Source organism: Frateuria aurantia DSM 6220 (assembly GCF_000242255.2).
GTDB lineage: Bacteria > Pseudomonadota > Gammaproteobacteria > Xanthomonadales > Rhodanobacteraceae > Frateuria > Frateuria aurantia.
This window is the reverse complement of record NC_017033.1, coordinates 790,161-814,984: the sequence shown is the minus strand read 5'-3', so window position 1 is coordinate 814,984 and position 24,824 is coordinate 790,161. Positions and strand designations below refer to the sequence as shown.

General features: G+C 64.0%; 26 protein-coding genes. 14 read left to right on the top strand and 12 right to left on the bottom strand.

The window, feature by feature from the left end; translation table 11 throughout:
• Positions 1-9: 9 nt before the first annotated feature.
• Entirely contained in the window at positions 10-753 is a 744-nt protein-coding gene (gene phbB, locus FRAAU_RS03660; protein WP_014402221.1) for an acetoacetyl-CoA reductase, read from the top strand.
• A 23-nt stretch (positions 754-776) separates the two neighbouring features.
• Here phbB and FRAAU_RS03655 read toward each other — a convergent pair whose 3' ends face one another.
• Positions 777-1,619, bottom strand: a complete 843-nt coding sequence (locus FRAAU_RS03655) for a tRNA threonylcarbamoyladenosine dehydratase (protein ID WP_014402220.1) — start codon at positions 1,617-1,619, stop codon at positions 777-779.
• A gap of 83 nt (positions 1,620-1,702) precedes the next feature.
• Between FRAAU_RS03655 and FRAAU_RS03650 the strand changes: the two genes are divergently transcribed.
• Positions 1,703-2,092, top strand: a complete 390-nt coding sequence (locus tag FRAAU_RS03650) for a cytochrome C'' (protein WP_014402219.1) — start codon at positions 1,703-1,705, stop codon at positions 2,090-2,092.
• Here the strand turns inward: FRAAU_RS03650 and FRAAU_RS03645 are convergent.
• From FRAAU_RS03645 to FRAAU_RS03635, 3 genes are all read right to left on the bottom strand, one after another.
• On the bottom strand, positions 2,052-2,963 hold the full coding sequence (locus FRAAU_RS03645) for an alpha/beta hydrolase family protein (protein ID WP_014402218.1): 912 nt from the start codon (positions 2,961-2,963) through the stop codon (positions 2,052-2,054). The genes FRAAU_RS03650 and FRAAU_RS03645 overlap by 41 nt on opposite strands.
• A gap of 166 nt (positions 2,964-3,129) precedes the next feature.
• The gene (locus FRAAU_RS03640; protein ID WP_014402217.1) at positions 3,130-3,339 is read right to left on the bottom strand and encodes a cold-shock protein; all 210 of its coding nucleotides are present in this window, start codon (positions 3,337-3,339) and stop codon (positions 3,130-3,132) included.
• Positions 3,340-3,892: 553 nt separating this feature from the next.
• The gene (locus tag FRAAU_RS03635; protein ID WP_014402216.1) at positions 3,893-4,102 is read right to left on the bottom strand and encodes a cold-shock protein; all 210 of its coding nucleotides are present in this window, start codon (positions 4,100-4,102) and stop codon (positions 3,893-3,895) included.
• Positions 4,103-4,638: 536 nt separating this feature from the next.
• On the opposite strand from FRAAU_RS03635, the gene FRAAU_RS03630 reads away from it, so the two are divergent.
• The 3 genes from FRAAU_RS03630 (at position 4,639) to FRAAU_RS03620 (ending at position 7,205) form a co-directional block, all read left to right on the top strand.
• The gene (locus FRAAU_RS03630) at positions 4,639-5,856 is read left to right on the top strand and encodes a phospholipase A (RefSeq protein ID WP_014402215.1); all 1,218 of its coding nucleotides are present in this window, start codon (positions 4,639-4,641) and stop codon (positions 5,854-5,856) included.
• Positions 5,857-6,069: 213 nt separating this feature from the next.
• Positions 6,070-6,633 carry a cytochrome b gene (locus FRAAU_RS03625; protein ID WP_014402214.1) on the top strand — a complete coding sequence of 188 codons (564 nt, stop codon included), beginning with the start codon at positions 6,070-6,072 and terminating at the stop codon, positions 6,631-6,633.
• 14 nt (positions 6,634-6,647) lie between these two features.
• On the top strand, positions 6,648-7,205 hold the full coding sequence (locus FRAAU_RS03620) for a YceI family protein (protein WP_014402213.1): 558 nt from the start codon (positions 6,648-6,650) through the stop codon (positions 7,203-7,205).
• A gap of 45 nt (positions 7,206-7,250) precedes the next feature.
• Here FRAAU_RS03620 and FRAAU_RS03615 read toward each other — a convergent pair whose 3' ends face one another.
• Together FRAAU_RS03615 and FRAAU_RS03610 are read right to left on the bottom strand one after the other, a co-directional pair.
• Entirely contained in the window at positions 7,251-7,517 is a 267-nt protein-coding gene (locus tag FRAAU_RS03615) for a glutaredoxin family protein (RefSeq protein WP_014402212.1), read from the bottom strand.
• Between the two features lie 11 nt (positions 7,518-7,528).
• Positions 7,529-8,017: an NUDIX hydrolase gene (locus FRAAU_RS03610; RefSeq protein WP_014402211.1), complete on the bottom strand. Its 489-nt coding sequence runs from the start codon at positions 8,015-8,017 to the stop codon at positions 7,529-7,531.
• Positions 8,018-8,153: 136 nt separating this feature from the next.
• On the opposite strand from FRAAU_RS03610, the gene FRAAU_RS03605 reads away from it, so the two are divergent.
• Positions 8,154-9,014: a phosphodiester glycosidase family protein gene (locus FRAAU_RS03605; protein WP_014402210.1), complete on the top strand. Its 861-nt coding sequence runs from the start codon at positions 8,154-8,156 to the stop codon at positions 9,012-9,014.
• On the opposite strand, the gene dapE is transcribed toward FRAAU_RS03605, so the two are convergent.
• From dapE to dapD, 4 genes are read right to left on the bottom strand one after another with little or no spacing between them, the layout of a single operon-like run.
• The gene (gene dapE, locus FRAAU_RS03600) at positions 8,993-10,129 is read right to left on the bottom strand and encodes a succinyl-diaminopimelate desuccinylase (protein ID WP_014402209.1); all 1,137 of its coding nucleotides are present in this window, start codon (positions 10,127-10,129) and stop codon (positions 8,993-8,995) included. The genes FRAAU_RS03605 and dapE overlap by 22 nt on opposite strands.
• A 60-nt stretch (positions 10,130-10,189) precedes the next feature.
• Entirely contained in the window at positions 10,190-11,257 is a 1,068-nt protein-coding gene (locus FRAAU_RS03595) for a VIT1/CCC1 transporter family protein (protein ID WP_014402208.1), read from the bottom strand.
• A gap of 1 nt (position 11,258) precedes the next feature.
• Entirely contained in the window at positions 11,259-11,615 is a 357-nt protein-coding gene (locus FRAAU_RS03590) for a Spx/MgsR family RNA polymerase-binding regulatory protein (protein WP_014402207.1), read from the bottom strand.
• Positions 11,612-12,439 (bottom strand): 2,3,4,5-tetrahydropyridine-2,6-dicarboxylate N-succinyltransferase, encoded by an 828-nt coding sequence (gene dapD, locus FRAAU_RS03585; protein ID WP_014402206.1) that lies wholly within the window; start codon positions 12,437-12,439, stop codon positions 11,612-11,614. Before dapD ends, FRAAU_RS03590 begins: the two co-directional genes overlap by 4 nt.
• 239 nt (positions 12,440-12,678) lie before the next feature.
• Here dapD and FRAAU_RS03580 point away from each other — a divergent pair, with 239 nt between their 5' ends.
• Positions 12,679-14,853 carry a putative bifunctional diguanylate cyclase/phosphodiesterase gene (locus FRAAU_RS03580; RefSeq protein WP_014402205.1) on the top strand — a complete coding sequence of 725 codons (2,175 nt, stop codon included), beginning with the start codon at positions 12,679-12,681 and terminating at the stop codon, positions 14,851-14,853.
• Here FRAAU_RS03580 and glnD read toward each other — a convergent pair.
• Both glnD and map read right to left on the bottom strand, forming a co-directional pair.
• Positions 14,765-17,413: a [protein-PII] uridylyltransferase gene (glnD, locus tag FRAAU_RS03575; protein WP_014402204.1), complete on the bottom strand. Its 2,649-nt coding sequence runs from the start codon at positions 17,411-17,413 to the stop codon at positions 14,765-14,767. The genes FRAAU_RS03580 and glnD overlap by 89 nt on opposite strands.
• A gap of 86 nt (positions 17,414-17,499) precedes the next feature.
• Complete coding sequence (gene map, locus FRAAU_RS03570) at positions 17,500-18,267, bottom strand: type I methionyl aminopeptidase (RefSeq protein WP_014402203.1); 768 nt, start codon at positions 18,265-18,267, stop codon at positions 17,500-17,502.
• Positions 18,268-18,599: 332 nt separating this feature from the next.
• Here map and rpsB point away from each other — a divergent pair, with 332 nt between their 5' ends.
• From rpsB to FRAAU_RS03535, 7 genes are all read left to right on the top strand, one after another.
• On the top strand, positions 18,600-19,451 hold the full coding sequence (gene rpsB / locus FRAAU_RS03565; protein WP_014402202.1) for a 30S ribosomal protein S2: 852 nt from the start codon (positions 18,600-18,602) through the stop codon (positions 19,449-19,451).
• Between the two features lie 61 nt (positions 19,452-19,512).
• Positions 19,513-20,394 (top strand): translation elongation factor Ts, encoded by an 882-nt coding sequence (gene tsf, locus FRAAU_RS03560; protein WP_014402201.1) that lies wholly within the window; start codon positions 19,513-19,515, stop codon positions 20,392-20,394.
• Between the two features lie 246 nt (positions 20,395-20,640).
• The gene (gene pyrH / locus FRAAU_RS03555; RefSeq protein WP_014402200.1) at positions 20,641-21,363 is read left to right on the top strand and encodes a UMP kinase; all 723 of its coding nucleotides are present in this window, start codon (positions 20,641-20,643) and stop codon (positions 21,361-21,363) included.
• A gap of 95 nt (positions 21,364-21,458) precedes the next feature.
• A complete protein-coding gene (gene frr / locus FRAAU_RS03550) occupies positions 21,459-22,016 on the top strand; it encodes a ribosome recycling factor (RefSeq protein ID WP_014402199.1) in 558 nt (185 codons plus the stop codon).
• A gap of 20 nt (positions 22,017-22,036) precedes the next feature.
• Positions 22,037-22,780 carry a polyprenyl diphosphate synthase gene (gene uppS / locus FRAAU_RS03545; RefSeq protein ID WP_014402198.1) on the top strand — a complete coding sequence of 248 codons (744 nt, stop codon included), beginning with the start codon at positions 22,037-22,039 and terminating at the stop codon, positions 22,778-22,780.
• A gap of 12 nt (positions 22,781-22,792) precedes the next feature.
• On the top strand, positions 22,793-23,611 hold the full coding sequence (locus FRAAU_RS03540; protein ID WP_014402197.1) for a phosphatidate cytidylyltransferase: 819 nt from the start codon (positions 22,793-22,795) through the stop codon (positions 23,609-23,611).
• Positions 23,612-23,639: 28 nt separating this feature from the next.
• Complete coding sequence (locus FRAAU_RS03535) at positions 23,640-24,815, top strand: 1-deoxy-D-xylulose-5-phosphate reductoisomerase (protein WP_014402196.1); 1,176 nt, start codon at positions 23,640-23,642, stop codon at positions 24,813-24,815.
• Positions 24,816-24,824 lie beyond the last annotated feature (9 nt).

The window sequence follows — 24,824 nt, the reverse complement described above, 5'->3', positions numbered from 1 at the left end:
TAGAGGTAAATGAGTCAGCATACCGCGCTCGTCACGGGCGGCACCGGCGGCATCGGTGGCGCGATCGTGAGGGATCTGGCGCGCAAAGGTCACCGGGTTGCCACCAACTACCGCGACCCGGACAAGGCCGACGCCCTGCGCACTGCGCTGGCTGCGGAAGGACTGGACAATGTGCTGCTGGTGCCGGGCGATGTCTCGGACCATGATTCCAGCGCCGCCATGGTCGCCGAAGTGGAAGCGGCGCTGGGACCGATCGATATTCTGGTGAACAATGCCGGCATCACCCGCGATGCCACCTTCCACAAGATGAGTTATCAGCAGTGGTCCGAGGTGATCGGCACCAATCTGCATGCCTGTTTCAATGTCACCCGGCCGGTGATCGAGCGGATGCGCGAACGCCGCTGGGGGCGCATTGTGCAGATCAGCTCGGTCAACGGCCAGAAAGGTCAGTACGGCCAGGCCAACTATGCCGCCGCCAAGGCCGGTATCCATGGCTTCACCATTTCGCTGGCGCTGGAAAATGCCAAATACGGCATCACCGTGAATACCGTGTCACCGGGCTATGTGGACACGGACATGATCAAGGCCGTACGCGAGGATGTCCGCGAGAAGATCGTGGCCCAGATCCCTCTGGGCCGTTTCGGCCGCCCCGAGGAAATCGCCCAGGCGGTCGCCTTCCTGGTCAGCGATGATTCGAGCTGGATCACCGGCTCGAATCTGGCCATCAACGGCGGTCAGTACATGGGCTGGTAAGCGCCGCACACTGTGCCGCCGGCTCAGGCCGATGGCGCGGTTTCCAGCAGCTTTTCCAGAACCCGGCCGGCCGCGGCGAACGCGAAGGCGCCGGTGACATGGGTGGCGGCCCCCAGGCCGTCCCCGCAGGACAGACCCAGCGAAGTGCCGGCCGCCGGCCGGTTGCCGCAGACGCTGCCGTCCGGCTGGGGATATTGCACGTTCTGCAGGGAATAGATCGCCGAAATGCCGAAATAGCGATCGGGATTGCGGGGAAAGCCGAAGTCCTGCCTGAGCTTCTTGCGGATCAGGCTGAACATCGCGTCATGCTCGGTGCGGGACAAGTCACGGACCCGGATCATGGTCGGATCGGTGCGTCCGCCGGCGGAACCGACGGTCACCATCGGCAGCTTGTGGCGGCGGCACCAGGCGATGGCCTCCAGCTTGACCCGGAAGGCGTCGCAGGCATCCAGCACCATGTCATAGCCGCGATCCAGCAGCTCGTCCAGGCTTGACGGCGTGAGAAAGCGTTCGATCAGATCCAGCCGGAGTTCGGGATTGATCGCCCGCAGTCGCGCGCCCATGGCCTGCACTTTCAGCTCGCCATAATGCCCGTCCAGCGCCGGCAGCTGCCGATTGGTATTGGACACGCAGATATCATCGGCATCAATCAGGGTCAGTGCTCCCACTCCGCTGCGGGCCAGCGCCTCGGCAGCCCAGGACCCCACCCCGCCGACACCGATCACCGCCACATGGCAGCTGGCCAGCCGAGCCACCGTACCCACCCCGTACAGCCGGTCGATGCCGGCGAAGCGCTGCCCGGCCGTCGCGTGATCCAGCGCCGGAGCAGGATCAGGGCTGATGGATTGTTCAGTCACCAGAGTCATCCGTCTTGCTGCAAACCGCTAGTTTACCTTTGCGATCCGCCTAGGGCGGACTATTCTCAAGGTTTTGCCGGATCAACCCAGCCATGCGCCACGTTCTTCTACTGCTGATCGGTATCGTGATCGGAACCCTGGGCGCCATTTCCCTGAACAACGCCATTTCGCAACGCAATCCAGTCCCGCGCGCCGTGATGGTGATGATGGCCTACCATCAGGGCCAATTGCAGCAGTCGATCCGCAGCGGTCGATGCAGTGCCGAAGCCGTGGTTCCCGAGCTGGAACTGATGGACAGCGTGGCCCTCAGCATTCCGCCCGTGTTTCAGGGTTTCGATCAGGGTTTTGCCCAGGCCACCACCCGCCTGCAGCAGGCGATCCGCCAGGCCGCCACCCATCCGGCGGCCAGCTGTCAGGCCTGGCAGGCCCCGCTGGCCGCCGTCAAGGAAGCCTGCGACGCCTGTCATCGGCAATATCGCTGAGCCAGCTCGACAGCCAGTCGAGCATGGGCTTCACCATGGCGTGGGACTGTTTCATCCAGCTGAAATGATCGGCCCGGGCCAGTCCGAGACTGCGTGCATCCAGACGCTGGATGCGCCCCCGGACCTGCGCCATCGGGGCCAGCAGATGAGCCAGCGAAGCTTCCGGCGCCAGCCAGTCCTGGTCCAGCACCAGAGCCAGCAGCGGCAATGCCAGACGCGCCGTGGCCGGGGTCAGCGGCTGACCGCTGGCGGGGTCCAGATATTGACCATCGCGCCCGCTGCGTGACCAGTCAGCAATCACGCCACGGGCTTCGTTGCCGGCGAAACCCAGTCGACGCCCGGGAAAGTGACCGAACACCCGGCTGACGGGATAGGCAAGCAGATACAGCAGACGTACCGCCCAGCGCCGACGGAAGTGGCGCCAATACGGTGCGCCGGAAGCGATCAGCAGCAGCCCGTCGACCTCCTCCGGGTGCAGGCTGGCGTAGATCACCGACAATTGCCCGCCAAGGCTGTGGCCGCCCAGCACCAAAGCCAGGGCCGGATGCAAGGCCTCCGCCCGGACCAGACCGGCGGCGATGTCGCCATCCAGCAGACTGCGATAATTCCAGTCATGGCGACGACCGGCACGCATCGTACTTGAGCCGATGCCCCGCCATTCATGCAGAAACACGGCTACCTCGTGCATCGCCAGTTGCGACGCGAGACCGCGATAATGCCTGGCTGGCACGCCCATGGCCGGTAGCCAGTACAGACACGCCAAGGCCATGCCGGCCGGTGGCTGGTATATCAATTCGAAATCATGGCCGTCGCGACTGTGTACAGCCAGCACCTGCGCTGCCGGCAAGCCGGCCTGATCAGCATCCGCCATGCCCGCAACACTCCCATGCCCCGATGCGGAAACACCGTATGGAGACTGCCGGACACCGACCGGCACTCACCTACGCAAGCGCTGCTGCCACCTGGGCAGCAGGACCGCCGCCATCAGAAACCGGCAAGCAACCGGCCTCTCCCGGCCGGCCGTTCGCCGCCTGGACTCAGACCGGCGCGACCTCGTCGGCCTGCAGCCCTTTCTGGCCCTGCACCACCTTGAAACTGACCTTCTGGCCTTCCTTCAAGCTGCGGAAACCGCTGCCACTGATCGCCCGGAAATGCACGAAAACATCGGGACCACCGTCGCGACTGATGAACCCGAAACCCTTGGCGTCATTGAACCACTTGACGGTACCCACTTCACGATCCGACATAACTCACCTATTCCAGCGCAAACAACCAGGCCGGCCTCTGGGCCGACGACCTCTGACGACGCGGAAGACCCGCTGAAGGCCAGCGGAGACAGGTCTCCGTCGCCTGCACAGCAGATCGCCCAGCCAGACTCGATCATATCCGATTTTTATCACAAGAGTCATAGTGACGCATGACATGATTCGGCAATCCCAGCTTATTGGAGCGGATCGTGTGCCTTGATGGCGCGAAATTTTCCTCAGCACACGCCCTCACAAACATGAATGAATGCGCCTCCACAGCCGTCACCGGGTGGCCGACGCGCCGCCCACCTGCCCGCTCCGGACCGTCACACGTCCGAGGCGGAGCCGGGCCATGGCGAATCTTGTCTCGGAACCGGCCTGGTAGCGAGATCAGCCAGACTCGCTGCCGATGTGCCAAGGCGGCGGCATGAGGCGGGCGCATAAACTCTGCTGAATCCGAGCCCTGGCAAGCGGCTGAAAGCGGCCTGCGGTTTCAGCGAAACAAAAAAAAACCGGGCCTGAGCCCGGTTTTTCTGGTACAGGATTTCAACGCTCAGACAGCGCTGACTTCCTCGGCCTGCAGGCCCTTCTGGCCCTGGACGACCTTGAAGGTCACCTTCTGGCCTTCCTGCAGGCTCTTGAAGCCACCGCCGGTGATGGCGCGGAAGTGAACAAACACATCCGGGCCGTCATCGCGGCTGATAAAGCCGAAGCCCTTGGCATCATTGAACCATTTGACAATACCGGTCTGACGATCAGACATTGCGTACAACTCCATAGGTTTTGAATAGAGCCGCCAAGGCAACATGCCCGGCGGTTTACTGGTGTGCGTGGAAAACCCTAGGGGTGTATCGATGTTGCAGATCGCTGATCGGCGTCATCGGGTCCAATACTTTGGGGGACCCAGCAAACTCAGTGGCCCTATCATACCTGCAGTATTTGGAACTGGCGACCGGTTGATCCCCGCCAATGATGAAAAAAGTTAACGAATTTGATCGCAAAGACGATCTTTTTGCGGATGATCCCGACATCGCTTCGATCTAACTGTCCGTAATCGAAAAGATTTGCCAGATGAATCGAAGCCGAATCGCGGCCGACTGCGTCCTCTTGAAGCCGCCATTTTCATGACGGGGAGATGAACGGACCTGATTCCAGTCCTCGATTGCATCGCCACGCAGGATATTGCAGGTCGCGGTATCGCCTAGACTGGAACGGCCAGGGGAAAGCATGGCATAAGCGCGCGCGCAGCCGCCCGACGGCCTGCGTTGCTCTCTCGTAACGCTCAAGGATATGAATGCCATGAGGAATCCCGTTTCCCGGATATCGATCTACAAGGATTGCGCCAAGTACCAGCCCGGCAGCAAGATCCCCCGTCGCACCAGCTCGCGCCAAGAGGCGTGGCGACGCAGCCTGCTCTGGCTCGGCTTGAGTCTGGGCAGCAGCCCGCTCTGGGCCACCGGTATGCCGGTACCCAGCCCCAGCAGCCTGCAGGCCTGCAGCCTGCTGTCCAATGATGCCCAGAGGCTGGCCTGCTACGACAGTCTGGCCCGCCCCCGTGCGACACCCGCGGTGGCGACAAGGGCAGACCCCGCGGCATCTGCCGGCACGCCCGGCGACACTGGGCCGGCGGCGCCCCACGGTGAACGACTCGCCATTTTTACCCGTGACACCGAGCTGCCGAGACGGCCGGCGCCTGAACAGCACCGATCCCGCCTGGACAGTCGCTGGGAACTGTCGCCGCAGAGCAAGCTGGGCACCTTCAATATTCGCGGCTATCAACCGATCTATGTGCTGCCGGTGTTTGCCACCAGCCATCAGAACAGCAAGCCCGGCTCGCCGAATCCGGCCAACCAGGTCCTCACGCCGCAGATCCTGGACAACGTCGAGGCCAAGTTCCAGTTGAGCCTGAAGACCAAGGTCTGGCAGGGCATCTTCGGTGACTATGGCGATCTGTGGTTCGGCTACACCCAGTCCTCACGGTGGCAGGTCTACAACGGCCGCAATTCCCGGCCCTTCCGCGAGACCAATTACGAGCCCGAAGCCCTGTTCGTGTTTGCCACCCACTACCGGATCTTCGGCTGGGATGGCCGGATGGTCTCCTTCGGTCTCAACCATCAGTCCAACGGTCGGGCCGATCCGCTTTCCCGCAGCTGGAACCGGGTGATTGCCAATGTCGGCTTCGAACGCGGCGACTGGATCGTGATGTTCACGCCCTGGTGGCGGATTCCGGAACCTCGCAAGACCGATGACAATCCGGATATCAGCAACTACATGGGACGAGCCCAGATCCAGATCATCCGCGAATGGGGTCGCAACGAGATCAGCCTGACTCTGCGATCGAGCATGCGCGGCGGCAGCGATGCCCATGGCTCGGGCCGACTGACATGGAGCTTTCCGCTGGCAGGTCGCCTGCATGGCTATGTCGAACTGTTCAAGGGCACCGGCGAGAGCATGATCGACTACAACCACAATGCCACTTATCTGGGCGCCGGCGTCAGCTTGCTGAACTGGTATTGACGCCAGCTCATCAGAAATATGCGATTTCACGACCAATTGACACCATCAGGGAAACGATAGGTTTCGTTTCCCTGATCTAGCCCCTGCGACCCTGCTGCCGCAAACTGCTTCCAGCTCACCGACACGGTGGCAGGAAGCAGTCTTCGGGGCCGGCATCACGCTTGCGAAGGCCTGCACAGACCAACTTTTACAGCGACAGGACTGGGCACACCCATGAGCCTACTGAGCACGACACAACGATGGGGAGCCGTCGCCCGGCTGCTGCACTGGATCATGGCCGCGGGGATCATTGTCAACGGCGCCTGGGGACTGTGGATGGTGGGCATCGCGCCCTCCATGAAGAAAATCAATGTCTTCGCCCTGCACAAATCCATTGGATTGACCCTGCTGGCCCTGGCCCTGCTGCGACTGGCATGGCGCCTTGTCGACAAGCATCCCGAAGTCGAGCCCGCGCCCCGCTGGCAGCTGCTGGCCGCCCGACTGACCCACGTCGGACTCTACGGCCTGATTCTGGCGATACCGCTCAGCGGCTGGTGGTTCAACTCGGCCTCGGGCTATCCGCTGCAATGGTTCAAGCACTTCAAAGTACCGGCTATGGGCGGGCGTGACAGCGATCTGGCCCATATCGCTCTGGTCGCGCACCAATATCTGTTCTGGCTGCTGGTGGCTGCCCTGGTCCTGCATATCGGCGCGGCCCTGAAACATCACTTTGTCGATCGCGACAACACCCTGACCCGGATGCTGCCCCTGGCACGTCGCAAGCCGTCCTCCTACTGAAGGAATTCCGCACCATGAAAATTTTGCACAAGACCCTGCTGGCCGGCCTGCTGAGCCTGCCGCTGCTGGCTCAGGCCGCCGACTACCAGGTAGTTGCCGCCGCCAGCACGCTGAAATTCCACGGCACCTATCAGGGCGAGGGCTTCGATGGCACCTTCCCGCAGTGGAAAGCCAGCATCCGTTACGATCCCCAGCATCTGGACCAGTCCTCGTTCGACGTGGTGATCTCGCTGGCCAACGCGGCCACCGGTGACAGCAATCGCGACCAGAGCCTGCCCACGGCGGACTTCTTCGACGCCGCCCACTTCCCGACGGCCCACTTCACCACGCAGTCTTTCCGCAAGGCGGCGGACGGCTCGATTCTGGCCGATGGCACGCTGGCGCTGAAAGGCCACAGCCATCCGGTGGTGCTGAAGGTCAACTTCACTCCCGCCGGCAAGGGCGCCACCCTGGATGTCAGCACCCAGCTGCAGCGGCTGGATTACGGCGTCGGCAGCGGCGACTATGCCGATACCTCGGTGATCGGCAAGGATGTGGATGTCAGCGCGCATCTGCAGCTGACCGGGCCCTGAGCACCAGCTCCGAGCCGGACAAACGAACAAGGCGGGTCCGGCTGATCAGTCCCGGCCCCGTTCACGCAGGCGTTGCAGAGCATCCACCTCGAACGGCCAGTCCAGGGCGGCTCCGCCGCCCCGGTGACTGAGCACCGGGATCCGCTCGCCGTAGCGTGCTTCCAGCCCTGGATCGTCATCGATCCAGACCATGCGGAATGCCGGAAAGCCGAAGGCCGCCAGCACGGCCAGAGCCTGATCACACAGTCCGCAATGATCACGGATATACAGATCCCAGGCTGGCGCCGTCTCGACCGGAAAGGGCTTCGGCATCGATCGCGGCCTTACAGACGCTCGTAGGACCAGGACTGCAGCTGGCCCTGGTGATAAGGCATCACGCCATGGAAGGGCCTCGGATCCTCGTCGAAGACCAAGGGCAGGAACAGGCGATCCCCCTCCCACATCGGCAGTTCCAGCAGGCGCTCGCGGGGCACCCATTGCAGCTTGCCCTCGGCATTGTCAGCCGCCACCGTGCCCTCGAAAGCATCAATGACAAACACGAAGCCCAGCCAGTCTTCGCCCTGCTTGCCGAAGCCGGGCCAGTTCAAGGTACCGCGCAGGCGCATGGCGGTGCATTCGATGCCGGCCTCTTCGCGGATTTCACGTCGCATGCAGGTCGCCACGTCCTCGCCCGGCTCCATCTTGCCGCCCAGTCCGTTGTACTTGCCCAGATGCTGGTCATCGGCCCGGGCATTGCGGTGAATCATCAGCACCTGCTGGCGATCAGGCGACAACACATAGCCCAGGGTGGAGGTGATCGGGGTATAAGGCATGAACAGGCACCGGACCAAAGATGCCGATTCTAGCCCGATCTCCAGACCGCAGCGACCGTGACGGACCGGTCGCTCGCATTGCCGCAGCGCGGCGTCAAGTCTTGCGATAACCACCACGGGCCGCCACCATCAGGCCATGACCTGGTCACTATTCCTGTCTGCCGGTGCCAAGCTGCCGCCATGCCACCTCCGTTCACGGCGGCTTGTCCTGCTGGTCTGCAGCCTGCTGGGGCTGGCCGCCTGCGGCGATCGCGCCAGCACTCCGGACAATCGGGAAATCAACTACCGTGGCGCCAACTACCAGCTGGTACGCATCGATCTCGGCCAGCATCCCTTGAGTCTGCACTGGCGCGACCCGGAAACCGGCCGTCCCTACAGCGATATCGACACCCTGCGCCAATGGGGCGAGGCTCGCGGGCAGCGCCTGCTGTTCGCCACCAATGCCGGGATCTACGACCGCAACATCAGCCCGCTGGGTCTGTATGTGGAGCATGGCAAGGCCATGGTCCCGCTCAATCTGGCGCACGGCAATCCGGCGGCGGGGAATTTTTCACTGCTGCCCAACGGCGTCTTCGCGATCTATCCTGACGGCCATGCCGAGGTCACCGCCAGCGAGTCCTTCAAGCAGCAGACACGGAAACCCGACTGGGCCACCCAGTCCGGGCCGATGCTGGTCGTCGACGGCGAGATCAATCCCCGATTCATCGGTGATTCCACCAGCCTGAAGTGGCGCAGCGGTGTCTGTGCGGTGTCGCCACGACAGGTGGTCTTCGCGATCAGCGAGGTGCCCGTCAATTTCCACGCCTTTGCCGAGCTGTTCCGGGATCACCTGCATTGCCGCAACGCGCTGTATCTGGATGGCACGATTTCGCAGTTCTATCTGGACGGCAAGGGCTTCAACGGCGCACCGGCCTTCATGGTCAAGCCTTATGCCGGCATCTTCGCCGTCTTCGAACAGCCGGACGACCGACCGGCTCAGTCGAGCAGCAGCCGCTGACAGATCGCCTGATACAGATCAGGCAACCGCTGCAGGTCACTGAGCCGCACACATTCATCGGCCTTGTGAATGGTGGCATTGACCGGCCCCAGCTCGATCACCTCGGTGCCCAGCGGCGCGATGAAGCGGCCATCCGAGGTGCCTCCACCGGTGCTCTGCTCCACCTCCTTACCGGCCAGATCCCGACAGACGGCCACCACGGTCTCGCGCAAGCGCCCGCCCGGCGGTGCCAGAAACGGCGCGCCGGACAGATTCCAGTCCAGGCTCCAATCCAGCTCGTGTGCCTGCAGCAAGGCTTCCACCCGTCGCTGCAGGGACTCGGCGGTACTGGCCGTGCTGAAACGGAAATTGAAGTCCACCCGCAACTGACCTGGAATTACATTGCCGGCTCCGGTGCCGGCGGCGATATTCGAGATCTGGAACGAAGTGGGCGGAAAGTCGGCATTGCCCTGGTCCCAGACTTCGGCCACCAGCGCCGCCATGACCGGGGCGAACCGGTGCACCGGATTGACGGCCAATTGCGGATAGGCGACATGCCCCTGCACCCCATTGATCTGCAGTCGTCCCGACAGCGAGCCTCGACGACCGACCCGGATCAGGTCACCCAGCTGCTCGCGTGACGAAGGCTCGCCGACCACGCACCAGTCCAGCCGGGTCTGCTCCCGGCGGAATCGCGCAGCGACCTGCCGGATGCCATCCAGATTGGTCGGCCCTTCCTCGTCGCTGGTCAGCAGCAGCCCCACCCGCCCGGGATGCCCGGGATGCGCCGCCACGAACCGCTCCAGCGCCACCACCATCGCGGCGACCGAGCCCTTCATGTCCGCACTGCCACGGCCGTAAAGAAAGCCGTCCCGGATCTCGGGCCGGAACGGATCGCTGTGCCAGGCCGAGAGATCGCCGGCGGGTACCACATCGGTATGCCCGAGAAAAGCCAGGGTCGGCCCCGTCGAGCCATGCCAGGCCCAGAGATTGTCGACTTCGCCGAAGCGCAGATGCTCGATCTGAAAACCGCAGGTCTGCAGTCGGTCGGCGATCAAGGCCTGGCAGCCCCCGTCGTCCGGGGTGACCGATGCGCGCGCCACCAGCTGACACGTCAAATCCACTACTGCATGCATAAGCTGCTCCGGAAAAGCCTGAAGCTTGGCACGCTGACAGCCATCCGGCCAGCCACCGCCTCAGCCGCGGACCACGGTGCCCAGCAGATGCCCGACCAGAAAGGTCGCCAGTACCGCCGCCGCCGTGATCAGCAATTGCCGGCCGATCGAAAACAGCAACGAACGGCCGGTGAACAGCGAAGTGCCGATCCCGATCAGGGCCAGCCCTGCCAGGGTGCAGCCAAGGCTGGCCAGCAGGGCTCGACTGCCGCCGCAGAACAGATAAGGCAGCACCGGAAACAACGCTCCGCAGGAAAACAGCACGAAGGAAGACATTGCCGCAGCGTAGGCCGAGCCGCCGAGTTCGGCCGGATCAACTCCCAGATCTTCCCGCACCAGCATATCCAGCGCCATGCGCGGGGTGTCCAGCAACTGCCCGACCACCTGCTCGGAAGCCGTGTCGTCCAATCCCTTGCCACGATAGATCGCGGCCAGTTGCCGACGGGTATCATCGGGCGCCACGGCCAGTCGCTCGGCCCGTTCGGTGATCTGGGCCTGATAGAACTCGCGCGAACTGTTGACCGACAGCCATTCACCCAGCGACATCGAAAAGGCGCCAGCCACCAGCCCCGCCGCCCCGGCCAACAGGATGGCATGATCGGGCGTGGCAGCGCCCGCCATGCCCATCACCAGACTGGCATTGGAAACCAGGCCATCGTTGGCCCCCAGCACCGAGGCGCGCAAGGTATTGCCGCTCTCGCTGCGATGGCGACCTGACACCGGCGACGGAATCGGCTCGTCCAGCGGAAAATGATCGGTATGACCGCTGCGATCGACCAGTGTCGCCGCATGATCGGCATGATTGAGCCGAACCACGCTGGGCATCACGAAACCGACACCGAACCGGCCCGCCAGCCAGATCAGCAGACGCACCCGCACCCCGGGCCGCTGTAGCGGCACCATGGCCCCGGCCGCCCGCAGCCGCTGGGCCCAGAACTCGGCATTGCTGCTTTCAATGGCGGCGATGCGCTGGTAGGCCCGTGCCAACCTGTCACTGCCGGCCAGTTCCGCCAGCCGTTCGTACAGCACCGCGTTGTCGTGCTCGGTGCGGAGATTGCGCTGATAACGACGAACGGCGGCGGTATTCATGTCACTGTCCGAAACGTGCCTTGAAGCCGTTGTCACTGAAGCCGAAGCTGATGCTGCCGTCCTCCAGCTCCACGACCGGCCGACGTACCAGCGCCGGATGCTCGCGGATCAGCAGTACCCATTCGGCATCGCTTCCCGGCTGCTTGCGCTGGGGCAGCAGGCCGCGCCAGGTGGTGGAGGACTTGTTGACCAGCGCCTCCCAACCACCGGCCGCCGCCGCCCAGCGCTTGAGCGTTTCGCCATCCGCCGGATCCGCGCGGTAATCGACGAAGGTGAACGGCAGCTCGAAACGTTCCAGCCAGCGCCGGGCCTTGCGGCAGGTGTCGCAGTTGTTCAGCCCGTAAAGGGTGGCGCTCATTCGGCACTCCGCAACAATTCATTGATGCCGGTCTTGCTGCGGGTCTTCTCGTCGACCTGCTTGACGATCACCGCGGCATACAGACTGTGGCTGCCGTCCTTGGCCGGCAGGGAACCGGAGACGACCACGCTGCCGGCCGGCACCCGGCCATAGCTGACTTCGCCGGTTGCACGGTTGTAGATGCGCGTCGACTGGCCGATGAACACCCCCATCCCGATCACGCTGCCCGGCTCGACGATCACCCCCTCGACCACCTCCGAACGGGCGCCGATAAAGCAGTTGTCGCCGATGATGGTGGGATTGGCCTGCAACGGCTCCAGCACCCCGCCGATACCGACGCCTCCCGACAGATGCACGCCAGAGCCGATCTGCGCGCAGGAACCTACCGTGGCCCAGGTATCGACCATCGTGCCGGCGCCGACATGGGCGCCGATGTTGACGTAGCTGGGCATCAGCACCGCGTCGCGGGCGATATGCGCGCCGCGACGGACCAGCGCTCCGGGCACCACGCGGGCACCCAGCTGCTCGATCTCGGCCGAGGCACCATGTCCGAAGCGCAAGGGAACCTTGTCGTAAGCCAGTGCCGGACCACCGTCGACCACTTCGTTGCCATGCATGCGGAAATAGAGCAGCACCGCCTTCTTGATCCACTGGTTGACCTTCCAGCCCTGCGCGCCATCAGGCTCGGCGACCCTCAGCTCACCGGCTTCCAGCAGATCCAGTACCTGATTCACCGCCGGCCGCAGATGGGTATCCACTTCGGCCTGGGTCAGTTCAAGGCGGCGCTCGAACGCATCGGAAATGATCTGTTCAATATTCTGCATAGCTTTCACGGTTCATGATGACAACGGGGAATACTCCATCCTAACGGGATTGAATCGGCAAGGGGACCTCCCGGAGGCCGGCATCCACATCGCGGGGATTGCGCCCGTGACATGGTGTCGCGCAAGCTCATACAATCGGCCAGGTGTCCGGCCACGTCCGGCCTGACGGCGCAAGATATCCGATGCCTGCCTGCGGCAAGTTTCTACCCGATTGACGTCACGAGGCCAAGGAACGCCACATGATGCTGACAGACAGCTGCAAGGGCACGACCGTCCTGATCCCCATGCTCGTGGCCTGTCTCGCCGCGCTGGCCGCGGTGCTGGTCCGCTCGCGTGCCGATGCGCGCGGCGGAGTCCGCCAGCGGCCGTGGCGGCTGACGGCCGACGCCCTGGTCGGTCTGGGCATCTGGACCACCCATGGCTCCTCCCTGCTGTTGTCGGTCCCCGAGGCGGGCCATGATCTTCCGCGACATGTGCTGCTGAACGCGCTTTCATTGCTGCTGTGCCTGCTGGCGGCCCTGCTGTGTCTGAAGCCTGCTCGCTCCCGGACGGGAAGCTGGACCACCATCTATGGCCGTCCGCCGGCCCTGGGCCTGGGCGTGACGGCCGCCCACCTGCTGAGCCTGAAGGCGGCCGGCTTCCAGCTTGACATCACCGCCTACGAAGGCACGGTGATGCTGGTCATCAACCTGCTCGCCGGCTTCGTGATCTGTGGCGCGCTGCTGCACGCGGGACGATCCTGGATGCAGTCGCGCGCGCATGAGGCGGGAATGATCGCCCTGCTCGCGCTGGCCATGAACGCCTTGCACTATGGCAGCATGATCCCCGTCATGACCACGCTGCAGCTGGCCCCGATCAGCCTGCATGAGGTCCTGGCCAACCAGTGGCTGGATGCGCTGGCCAGCTTTGTCGCGCTGACGGCCTTGTCCGGCGCCCTCGCCGGCGCGACGCTGGATGCGCGCGTTCATCGGCACAGGTCCCACCTGGTGGACTCGCTGACGGCCGCCAACCTCGAACTGAACAGACTGGCCCATCATGATCCGCTGACCCATCTGCCCAATCACAGCCTGTTCGAGGAGAAACTGCGACTGGCCATCGAACGGGCCCGCCGCGATGCGAGTCCGCTGATCATCCTGTTGATCGATCTGGATGGCTTCAAGGCCATCAACAAGGCTTTCGGCCAACGCCAGGGTGACCAGCTGCTGATCCATGTCGCCGAGCAAATACAGTCGGTGGTGCCGCAACGCCACTCCCTGGCCAGAATCGGCGGCGATGAATTCGTGGTGCTGCTGGATCTTGAATCCACCGGGGAAGTGACTCGCCTGGGCGGACATATCCTCAGCGCCATCAGCATGCCGCTGCAGATCGAGAATCATGCGGTCAGCCTCACGGCCAGCATGGGCATTGCCCAATACCCTCGTGACGGCGCCACGCCGCAGGCCTTGATCGAGCATGCGACGATGGCGATGTACCACGCCAAAAGTGGCGAACAGGCCTATGCCTTCTTCGAGCCGAGCATGAACGCGTTGGCCCGCGACCATCTGCTGCTGCTGAACGACCTGCGCCAGGCTCTGCCCCGGCAGCAACTGGTGCTGCACTACCAACCCATCATGCGGGCGCCCGACGGACCGATGGCCGCAGCCGAAGTGCTGATCCGCTGGCAGCATCCGCAGCACGGCCTGTTGCTGCCCGAAGCCTTCATTGCTGACGCCGAACGCGCCGGCCTGATCGTGGACATCGGCAACTGGGTCATTGATGCGGCCTGTCGCCAATTGCGGCAGTGGCTGGACCGGGGCATCAGCCACATGCGGCTGGCCATCAACGTGTCGGCCATCCAGCTGCATTATGATCGTCTGGTCGAAACCCTGCAGACTGCTGTGGCCCGACATGGAGTGGAGCCTTCGCGACTGACGCTGGAGTTCACCGAATCGGTGGCGATGAAAGATCCCGAACGAAGCCTGGCCATTCTGCAGCGCCTGCACCGGCTTGGCTTCAGGATTTCACTCGATGACTTCGGCACCGGCTACTCCAGCCTGCTGTATCTGAAACAGCTGCCGGCCACCGAGCTGAAGATCGACCGCAGCTTCGTCACTGAAATCGACCAGCGGGCCCATGATCGCACCATCGTCTCGGCCATCATCGCCCTGGCCCGCCAGTTGCAGATGGAGATCGTCGCCGAAGGCGTGGAGACGCCTGCACAAAAGCAATGGCTGTGCGACCTCGGCTGTACCTTTCTGCAAGGCTATCTGCTGGGGGTGCCCGTGCCGGCCGACCTGCTGCTGGCCGAAGGCCATCCACCGGCTGGAGACGCAGTGAGGGCAAGCCTCAACGGCGACGCCCCAGCCTGGCCAGCACCGCATGCAGCAACGACTCCTGGGTCGCCAGATTCAGTGCCGCCTGATCACGCCCGCTGACCAGAAAAAAGTCCTCGACCCGTTCGCCGAAAGTCGCGATCCGGGCATCGTGTACATTGACCCCGGCTTCCTCGAAGGCCTGGGCCACCGCAGCAAGCAGCCCGGGCCGGTCCGAGCAGACCAGCGCCAGCTGGGTCAGCCGGCCCATGCTGCTGAACGCGATCCGCGGCGGACTCTGGAAGTATTTCTGGTGCCGCGACAGATTGCGCTGGGCCGGCTTGGCCGATGCCGGCTGATGCAAGGCCTGCTCAATGGCTGCACGCAGCTCGGCGGCGCGCTCCATCGTGGCCGGGGCCTGCGTATCGGCATCCAGCAACAGAAAGGTGTCCAGTGCCAGACCGCGCGGCGAATTCAGTATACGGGCCTCCAGCACCGTGAAGCGCCGCCGATCCAGCACGGCGGTGATCGCCGCGAACAGTCCCGGCCTGTCCTCGGCATACACAAACAGATCGGTGCAACCACGTACCGACAAGGGCTGCACATCCACCACCGGCGTGGCACCGTCCCGAGCCAGGATCGCCCGGGTCTGCTGGCAGATCTGCGGCAACTTGTGACGCAGAAAGCTGGCGGCAGGAAAATCCTTCCACACCGCCGTGATGGATGCCGGATCCAGACCCTCCGACTGCAGCCTGTCCAGTGCCTGTTCGCGGGCCGACTGGACCCGCACCGAAGCATGCGGCGTCGCTTCGCTGTCGCTGCGCAATACATAATGGGCCGAGGTGTAAAGATCACGCAGCAGGCGATCTTTCCACGAATTCCAAAGTCTGGCGCTGGTACCGATGATGTCGGCCACCGTAAGCAGATAGAGATGATCCAGGCGCTCCCAGTCCATCACCTCGTTGGCAAAGCGCTGCACCACCTGAGGGTCGGTGATGTCCTGCCGCTGCGCGGTGGCGCTCATCAGCAAGTGCCAGCGCACCAGCCAGGCCACCAGATCGGCATCCTCGGCCTCCAGTCCGGCCAGGCGGCAGAATTCACGCGCATCCATCTCGCCCAGTACCGAATGATCGCCGCCGCGCCCCTTGGCAATATCGTGGAACAAGGCGGCCAGCAGCAGCAGTTCCGGCTTCGCCAGCCGTGTCACCAGCTGGTGTGCCAGCGGAAAGTCCTGGGCCGCGGCAGGCTCGGCAAAACGTGCCACGTTGCGCAGCACCCGCATCGTATGTTCGTCCACGGTATAAACGTGGAACAGGTCGTACTGCATTCGTCCGAAAACCCGGCCCAGCGGTGGCAGGATCGCGGTCAGAAGGCCGAAGCGGTTCATTCGCCACAGCACGTCCACCGCCGTCGGCCCCTGCCGCAGCAGGGCCATCAGGGCGGCCAGCACCGCGGGGCACCCGGCCAGGGCCTCGCCATGATGGGCAATGGCCTGATGGATCCGGCGCATGGTTTCCGCAGCCAGCCCCACCACCTGAGGCCAGGTCTGGCGGACCACGAAGATCTCGATCAAGGCCTGCGGCCGACGAATGAACAACTCCGGATCGATCAGGGTCAGTCGGCCGGCGCGGGACTCGAAATCCGGCGTCAATCGCTGGCGATCATCCGGATCGTCAAACAACTCATCGAAACGCTCGGTCAATTGCACGCCCAGGCGCTCGACCTGGGTCGCCGCCTGGAAATAGCTCTGCATGAACTGCTCGACACCCAGGTTGCTGCTGTGCTCGTCCTGAAAACCCAGTCGTCGCGCCAGAGCCCGCTGATAGTCGAACAGCAGCCGCTCTTCGGGACGGCCCGCTTCCAGATGCAAGGCATAGCGGATCCGCCACAAGGTGGCCTCGGACTGCAGCAAGGTGTCGCGCTCGGACGGATCCAGCCAGCCGCGCCCAACCAGGCCTTCGAAGCCGCTTTCACCCAGCAGCCGTCTGGCCATCCAGCGCAGGGCATCGAGGGTCCGCAGTCCGCCCGGCCCATCCTTGAGATTGGGTTCCAGCTGATAGGTAGTGTCATCGAAACGGGCATGCCGGGCATCGCGCTCGGCCATCCTCGCGGCCAGATAGGCCCGGGCCGGCCAGATCTCCGGCGCCGTCAGGATGCTCTCCACGACCGTCGCCATGGAGGCATCACCCGCAATCCGGCGGGCATCCATCAGACTGGTGAAAACGCTGAGATCGGCCACGGCAAGCTCTCGGCATTGCGCTGCATCGCGCACGGCACTGCCTATCTTCAGACCGATATCCCACAAGGTGGCCAGAAATTGCTCCAGCGCCCGTCCCCGCCCCGGCTCGACGTGATCAACCAGAATCAGCAGATCCACGTCGGACTGCGGAAACAGCCGGCCACGGCCATACCCACCGGTGGCGAACAAGGCCACGCCCCGTGCCTCGCCCAGGCAGGCGATCCAGACATGTCCCAGCAGATTGTCGATGGCCGCCGAGCGCAAGGCGATCAGCTCGCCGGCCGCCATCCCTTCGGCAAAGGCCTGTGCCAGCGCCCGGTCAAGATCCCCCAGCCAGCTCTGCAGTGCCCGGCGCGCTTCGCCGGCCACCCCTGAGCGCGGCACCGGCAGGGGCAGTCGCGCAGGCACGCGGATCGACGCGGGCAGCAGCTCGTTGATGGACATAGGGCTCCCGCCTCACACGTTGTGTATCTGTTGAAGAGGCCGCCATGGCAGCCTCCATCCCCGCGAACGATCTCCCCGGATGCGACTTAACCCGCGTCCGGCCAGGCCGTCAGGATCTCGACACCGTCTGCCGTCACGGCCACGGTGTGCTCCCACTGGGCGGACAGGGAGTGATCCTTGGTCACCACGGTCCAGCCATCAGGCAGCTGGCGGGTCTGCGGCTTGCCTGCATTGATCATCGGCTCGATGGTGAAGGTCATGCCCTCCTTCAGCTCCACCCCGGTGCCGGCGCGCCCGTAGTGCAGGACCTGCGGTTCGTCGTGATAGACCTTGCCGATACCATGGCCGCAATATTCGCGGACCACCGAGAAACCGGCCGCCTCGGCATGCTGCTGGATCGCCGCGCCGATATCACCGAGCGTCGCGCCGGGGCGCACCTGGGCGATGCCTTTCAGCATGGCCTCCAGAGTGGTATCCACCAGGCGGCGGGCCAGCACCGAAGGGTTGCCCACGAAATACATCCGGCTGGTATCGCCATGCCAGCCATCCTTGATCACGGTGACATCGATATTGACGATATCACCGTCTTTCAGGACCTTGGTCGCCGTGGGAATGCCATGGCAGATGACATGGTTGACCGAGGTGCACAAGGTCTTGGGAAAACCGTGATAGCCGACATTGGCCGGCGTTGCCTGCTGCACGTTGACGATATGGTCATAGGCCAGCCGGTCCAGCTCCTCGGTGGTGACACCGGGTTTGACATGCTCCTTGAGCATGGCCAGAACTTCGGCCGCCAGACGACCGGCGACGCGCATGCCTTCAATGTCTTGGGGCGATTTGAGTGTGATTGCCATAATGGTTCCTACTATGGTGCCCGGCAGGGACAAACCCAAGCCCGCAGGATGCCGGGACGTGGCTTGCCGACGACGCCGGTCACAGAATATAATTGGCGGGTTAACCCCGTCGGCCATCTCCTGGCGCTGCCAGCGGCCGGACGGGGCAACGAAAGGCCATTGTAGCGCATTGCCACATGGCCCGAGCCTGTCTGAATCAGGCATACGATGCCACACACGTATCGACACCGTACTCGGGGTGCCTTGCTGCCTGGCCGGCAGCCGGGTCGAGCACGGGGATGCGTGGAGGTCTTAACCCCCGGGGAATATCCCCACTATTTCGGAGCAATACCATGGCCCAAGTCACCATGCGCCAGATGCTGGAAGCCGGCGTCCATTTCGGTCACCAGACCCGTTACTGGAACCCGAAGATGGCCCCGTACATTTTCGGCGCCCGCGGCAAGATCCACATCATCAATCTGGAAAAGACCCTGCCGCTGTTCACCGATGCGCTGAACTTCCTGTCGGGCGTGGCCCAGAAGCGCGGCACCATCCTGTTCGTCGGCACCAAGCGTTCGGCTCGCGAGCCGCTGGCCGAAGAAGCCGCACGCGCCGGCATGCCCTTCGTCACCGCCCGCTGGCTGGGTGGCATGCTGACCAACTTCCGCACCGTGAAGCAGTCGGTTGCCCGCCTGAAGGAACTGGAAGCGGCCGAGACCGATGGCAGCTTCGACAAGCTGGTCAAGCACGAAGTGCTGACCCGTCGTCGCGAGCGCGAGAAGCTGGAAAACTCGCTGGGCGGCATCAAGAACATGACCCGCCTGCCGGACGCCCTGTTCATCGTGGACATCGGCCATGAAGACATCGCCGTGCAGGAAGCCAAGAAGCTGGGCATTCCGGTCGTCGCCGTCGTCGATACCAACTACAACCCGGAGCTGGTCGATTACGCCATCCCCGGCAACGATGACGCCATCCGCGCCATCCAGCTGTATGCCCGCGCCGCCGCCGACGCGATCCTGGAAGGCAAGGCCGCTTCGCCGAATGCCGCCCAGGGCGACGGCAACGAATTCGTCGAGCTGGACGAAGAAGGCAATCCGGTCGGCAGCCAGGATGATCGTCGCAAGGACGGTGACCGTCGCCATCACGGCGCCCGCAAGAACGCCGGCAGCAGCCGTCGTCGCGAAGACGGTCAGAGCAACGACTGAACCCGTTGATCGGCCGGTCGCCCGAAGGTGACCGGCCGCTCCAGGCATACGAGGAATATTTATGAGCACGATTTCCGCACAACTGGTCAAGGAACTGCGCGAGCGGTCCGGTGCCGGCATGATGGAATGCAAGAAGGCCCTGGTCGAAAACAATGGCGACATCGAAGTCGCCATGGAATGGCTGCGCAAGACCGGTCTGGCCAAGGCTGACAAGAAGGCCGGCCGCGTCGCCGCCGAAGGTCGCATCGTTACCGCCCAGGCCGCCGGCAAGGCCGTCCTGGTCGAAGTCAATTGCGAAACCGACTTCGTGGCCAAGGACGAAAGCTTCCTGAAGTTCAGCGACGCCGTCGCCGAGATCGCCCTGAATTCGGGCGCGGCCGACGTCGAAGCGCTGAAGGCGGCCGCCTACCCGAACGGCGGCACGGTCGACGAGGCCGCCAAGGGCCTGGTCGCCACCATCGGCGAAAACATCCAGGTCCGCCGGCTGGCTCGCATCGAAACCGACGGCACCATCGGCGCCTACATCCACGGCGGCCGCATCGGCGTGCTGGTCGCGCTGAAGGGTGGTTCGGAAGATCTGGCCAAGGGCATCGCCATGCACGTGGCCGCCATGAACCCGCCGCACATCCACGCCGCGGATGTCCCGGCCGAGTTCGTCGCCAAGGAAAAAGAGATCGCACTGAGCCAGATGACCGAAAAGGACAAGGCCAAGCCGGCCGAAATCCTGGAAAAGATCATCTCCGGCAAGATCAACAAGATCGTCTCCGAAGTGACCCTGGTCGGCCAGCCCTACGTGCTGGACACCAATGTCAGCGTCGGCGAAGCCCTGAAGAAGGAAGGCGCCGAAGTCGTCAGCGTCGTCCGCCTGGCCGTGGGCGAAGGCATCGAGAAGGTCGAGGAAGACTTCCACGCCGAAGTGATGAAGCAGGCCGGCCTGGCCTGATCCAGGTCCGCCACCGCTGAAACGCACAAGGCCGCGGCAAACCCGCGGCCTTGTCGTATCCATGACAGGCAAGGCGAGGCACCCGCGCATCGCCGCCACCCCGGCCATGCCCGCAAACGGTCAGCCCCGCGCCCGACTGTCGCGATACGATCTGCAATATGTATACATGGGGCGGCGCACAACGTGCCGGCCCGCTTAGCTCAGCTACACTGTGCGCCATTCGCGCCACGCAATAGGAGATTTGCCATGGGTTCCTCGACACACTATCGCCGCATTCTGCTCAAGCTGTCCGGCGAGGCCTTGATGGGGAGCGCCGACTACGGCATCGATCCGACCGTGATCGGGCGCCTCGCCGATGAAATCCTGGAAATCCAGAAGGAAGGCGTGCAGATCGGCGTCGTCATCGGCGGCGGCAACATCTTCCGCGGCGCCGGCCTGCAAGCCAACGGCATGGACCGCGTCACCGGTGACCACATGGGCATGCTGGCCACGGTCATGAATGCCCTCGCCATGCAGGACGCGCTGGAAAAGCGCGGCGGTGAAGCCCGAGTGATGAGCGCACTGCCGATCCACGATGTCTGTGAAGACTTCATCCGGCGCCGCGCCATCCGCCATATCGAAAAGGGCCGGGTCGCCCTGTTTGCAGCCGGCACCGGCAACCCTTTCTTCACCACCGATTCGGCCGCCGCCCTGCGCGCCATCGAGATCGGTGCCGATCTGCTGCTGAAGGCCACCAAGGTCGACGGCATCTACAGTGCCGACCCCGCACGCCACGCCGACGCCAAGCGCTATGACCACCTGACCTACGATCAGGTCATCGAGCGCAAACTGGCAGTGATGGACACCGCCGCCATCGCCCTGTGCCGGGACCAGCGTCTGCCGATGCGGATCTACGACATGGGTGTGGCCGACAATCTCAAGCGGATCATCCGTGGCGAGGCCATCGGCACCCTGGTCGATCCGGGCTGAGATCGCGCACGATCCATGGCAGCGGGGGTCGGCCTGTCTTGCCCCTGCCTCGCTTGTTATACTTGCCGGCTTGCATGCCACCGGGGTTACAGACCATGTTGAATGAAATCAAGGCCGATGCCCAGACCCGCATGGGCAAAAGCATCGACTCCCTCAAGCACGACCTGACCCGGATCCGTACCGGCCGCGCCAGCACCTCGCTGGTGGACGGAATCAAGGTTTCCTACTACGGCTCGGATACCGCACTGAGCCAGGTGGCCTCGGTTGCCCTGGGCGATTCGCGCTCCATCGTGATCACCCCCTGGGAAAAAAATCTGGTCGGGCCGATTGAAAAGGCGATCCTGGCCTCGGATCTGGGCATCACCCCGACCACCGCCGGCACCGTGATCCGCCTGAATCTGCCGCCGCTGACCGAGGAGCGTCGCCGCGAGCTGGCCAAACAGGTCGGGCATGAAGGTGAAAACACCAAGATCGCGGTGCGCAATATCCGCCGTGATGCCTTGCAGCAGGCCAAGGATCTGCTGAAGGAAAAGGAGATCACCGAAGATGATGACCGCCGTTTCGACGACGAGATCCAGAAGCTGACCGATCGCTTCATCAAGGATGTCGATGCCGTGGTCAAGGCCAAGGAGGATGAGCTGCTGGCGCTGTGAGCGCCACCAGCTTGCCTGCCATGTCCGATGATGCCCCGCGCAGCCGTGTTCCCGGGCATATCGCCGTGGTCATGGATGGCAATGGCCGCTGGGCCAAGGCCAGGCTGCTGCCGCGCAGTGCCGGCCATCGTGCCGGTCAGCGAGCGGTGCGGGAAATCATCGAGGGCTGCCTGCACCATGGGGTGCAGTCGCTGACATTGTTTGCCTTTTCCAGTGAGAACTGGCGCCGCCCGGAAGAGGAAATCAGTGCGCTGATGGAACTGTTCCTGCGGGCGCTGGACCGTGAAGTCGAAAGTCTGCGCCAGCACGATGTGCGACTGACCTTTATCGGCGAGCTGGGCAGTCTCAACAGTCTGCTGCGCGAGCGCATCGCCCGCGCCGTGGCGATAACGGCCGGCAATCGAAAACTGACCGTCAATATCGCGATCAACTACGGCGGGCAATGGGATATCACCCAGGCCGCGCGTGAACTGGCCGCAGCCGTCCAGCGCGGAGAACTGGCCGTGGCCGACATCGACCAGAACCGGGTCGCCGGATACTGCCAGCTGAGCGACCAGCCCCCCGTGGATCTGTTTGTCCGTACGGGCGGCGAATACCGCATCAGCAATTTCCTGTTGTGGCAGATGGCCTACGCCGAGCTCTATTTCACCGATACCTTGTGGCCTGATTTCAACCAGGCCAGTCTGACCCAGGCCATTCATGCCTACGCCAATCGCGAGCGCCGCTACGGGCGCACCGGCGAACAACTGGCACATACCTCCTGATCCGAGAATTCAATGCTTGCCAAACGCGTACTGACTGCCCTGCTGGTGGCACCCCTGGCCATCCTGATGATTCTGGGGCTGCCCACGCCGTGGTTTGCCCTGCCGATTGGCATCATCTTCCTGTCGGCGGCCTGGGAATGGGCACGTATCGCCGGGCTGCAGAACCGTCCGGCACGGATCGCGCTGCTGCTGGTCTCGGCGCTGGCCTATGTCGTGCTGTGGCAGCTGCGCGCCGGGCCCTGGTGGCCTCCCGTCATCGCGCTGGGCGTGGCCTGGTGGGCTGTGGCCTGTGTCTGGCTCAACCAGCTGACATTCGCCGCCTCGCCGACGCCGGCCCACCGCAACATGAAGCTGGTAGCTGGCGCCTTGGTCCTGTTCCCGGCCTGGGTCGCCGGCATGTCCATTCACGGCAGTTCGCCGCATGGCCCGGCCTGGACCCTGCTGGCGATGCTGCTGGTCTGGGGTGCTGACACCGGCGCCTATTTCAGCGGCCGCTTCTTCGGCAAGCGCAAGCTGGCCCCCCAGATCAGCCCGGGCAAAACCTGGGCCGGTGCTTACGGCGCCGGCGTGGCCGGCATCCTGATCGGCCTCGGCGGAGGCTTGCTGCTTGATGTGCATGGCCCCCGTCTGGCCGGCCTGGTCCTGCTCTCGGTATTGACCGTCGCCGCATCCATCGTCGGCGACCTGGTCGAAAGCCTGATGAAGCGCCAAGGCCAGGTCAAGGATTCCGGCAACCTGTTCCCCGGCCACGGCGGCATGCTGGACCGGATGGACAGCGTCTTTGCCGCCCTCCCGGTGTTCGCCGCCGGCAAACTTCTGTTGGGGCTGTAAGCCCTCTTGACGATGAGCGTTTGAGCAAATGAAACAGATCGCGATTTTTGGTGCCACCGGCTCGATCGGCAGCAGCACCCTCGACATCATTGCCCGGCATCCCGAGCGCTTTCGGGCCAGCGTACTCAGTGCCAACCGTCAGGTCGATGCCCTGGTCGCGCTATGCCAGCGCTTCGAGCCGGACCTGGCCATCATCGCCGACCCGGCTCTGGAGGGCGAACTGGCCGCCAAGCTGAAGGCCGCCGGACTCCGCTGCGAGGCCGCAGCCGGACCCTCGGCACTGGACCAGGCCGCGGCCGGCCCGCTGTGCGATACCGTGGTCGCCGCCATCGTCGGTGCCGCCGGGCTGGGTTCCACCATTGCCGCGGCCCGTGCCGGCAAACGCCTGCTGCTGGCCAACAAGGAATCCATCGTGATTTCCGGCGAGCTGCTGCTGCAGGCCTTGAACGAGGGCGGCGGCGAGTTGCTGCCGGTCGACTCCGAGCACAACGCGATCTTCCAGTGCCTGCCCGGCGGCAGGCCGCCGCTGGCCCGCAGCGGCGTGCGCCGACTGATCCTGACGGCCTCGGGCGGCCCCTTCCGCGGCCGCAAGCGCGATGAACTCACCACCATCACCCCGGACCAGGCCTGCAAGCACCCGAAATGGTCGATGGGCCGCAAGATCTCGGTGGATTCGGCAACCCTGATGAACAAGGGCCTGGAGGTCATCGAGGCGCACCACCTGTTCGGTGCCAGCGCCGATCAGATCGACGTGGTGGTCCACCCCGAAAGCCTGATCCATTCGATGGTCGACTATGTCGATGGCTCGGTACTGGCCCAGCTGGGCAATCCCGATATGCGGACCGCGATCGGCTATGCCCTGGCCTGGCCGGAGCGGATCGACACCGCCGTTCCGACCCTGGATCTGCCGGCCATCGGCAAACTGCATTTCGAAGAACCCGACCTGGAAACCTTCCGCTGCCTGGCGCTGGCTTTCCAGGCCCTGCGGGCCGGTGGTGATGCCACCACCATCCTCAATGCCGCCAACGAAGTGGCCGTCGAGGCCTTCCTTAACGGGCAGCTGGCCTTCAACGCGATTCCCGATCTCGTCGAGAGGGTTCTTGCGGAACTGCCGCAACAATCCGTGGTCGATATACCGTCACTGATGGATCGTGATCGCGCCGCCCGCGAAGCCGCACTGCGGGTCCTTGCCAGCACATGCTGATATCCTTCG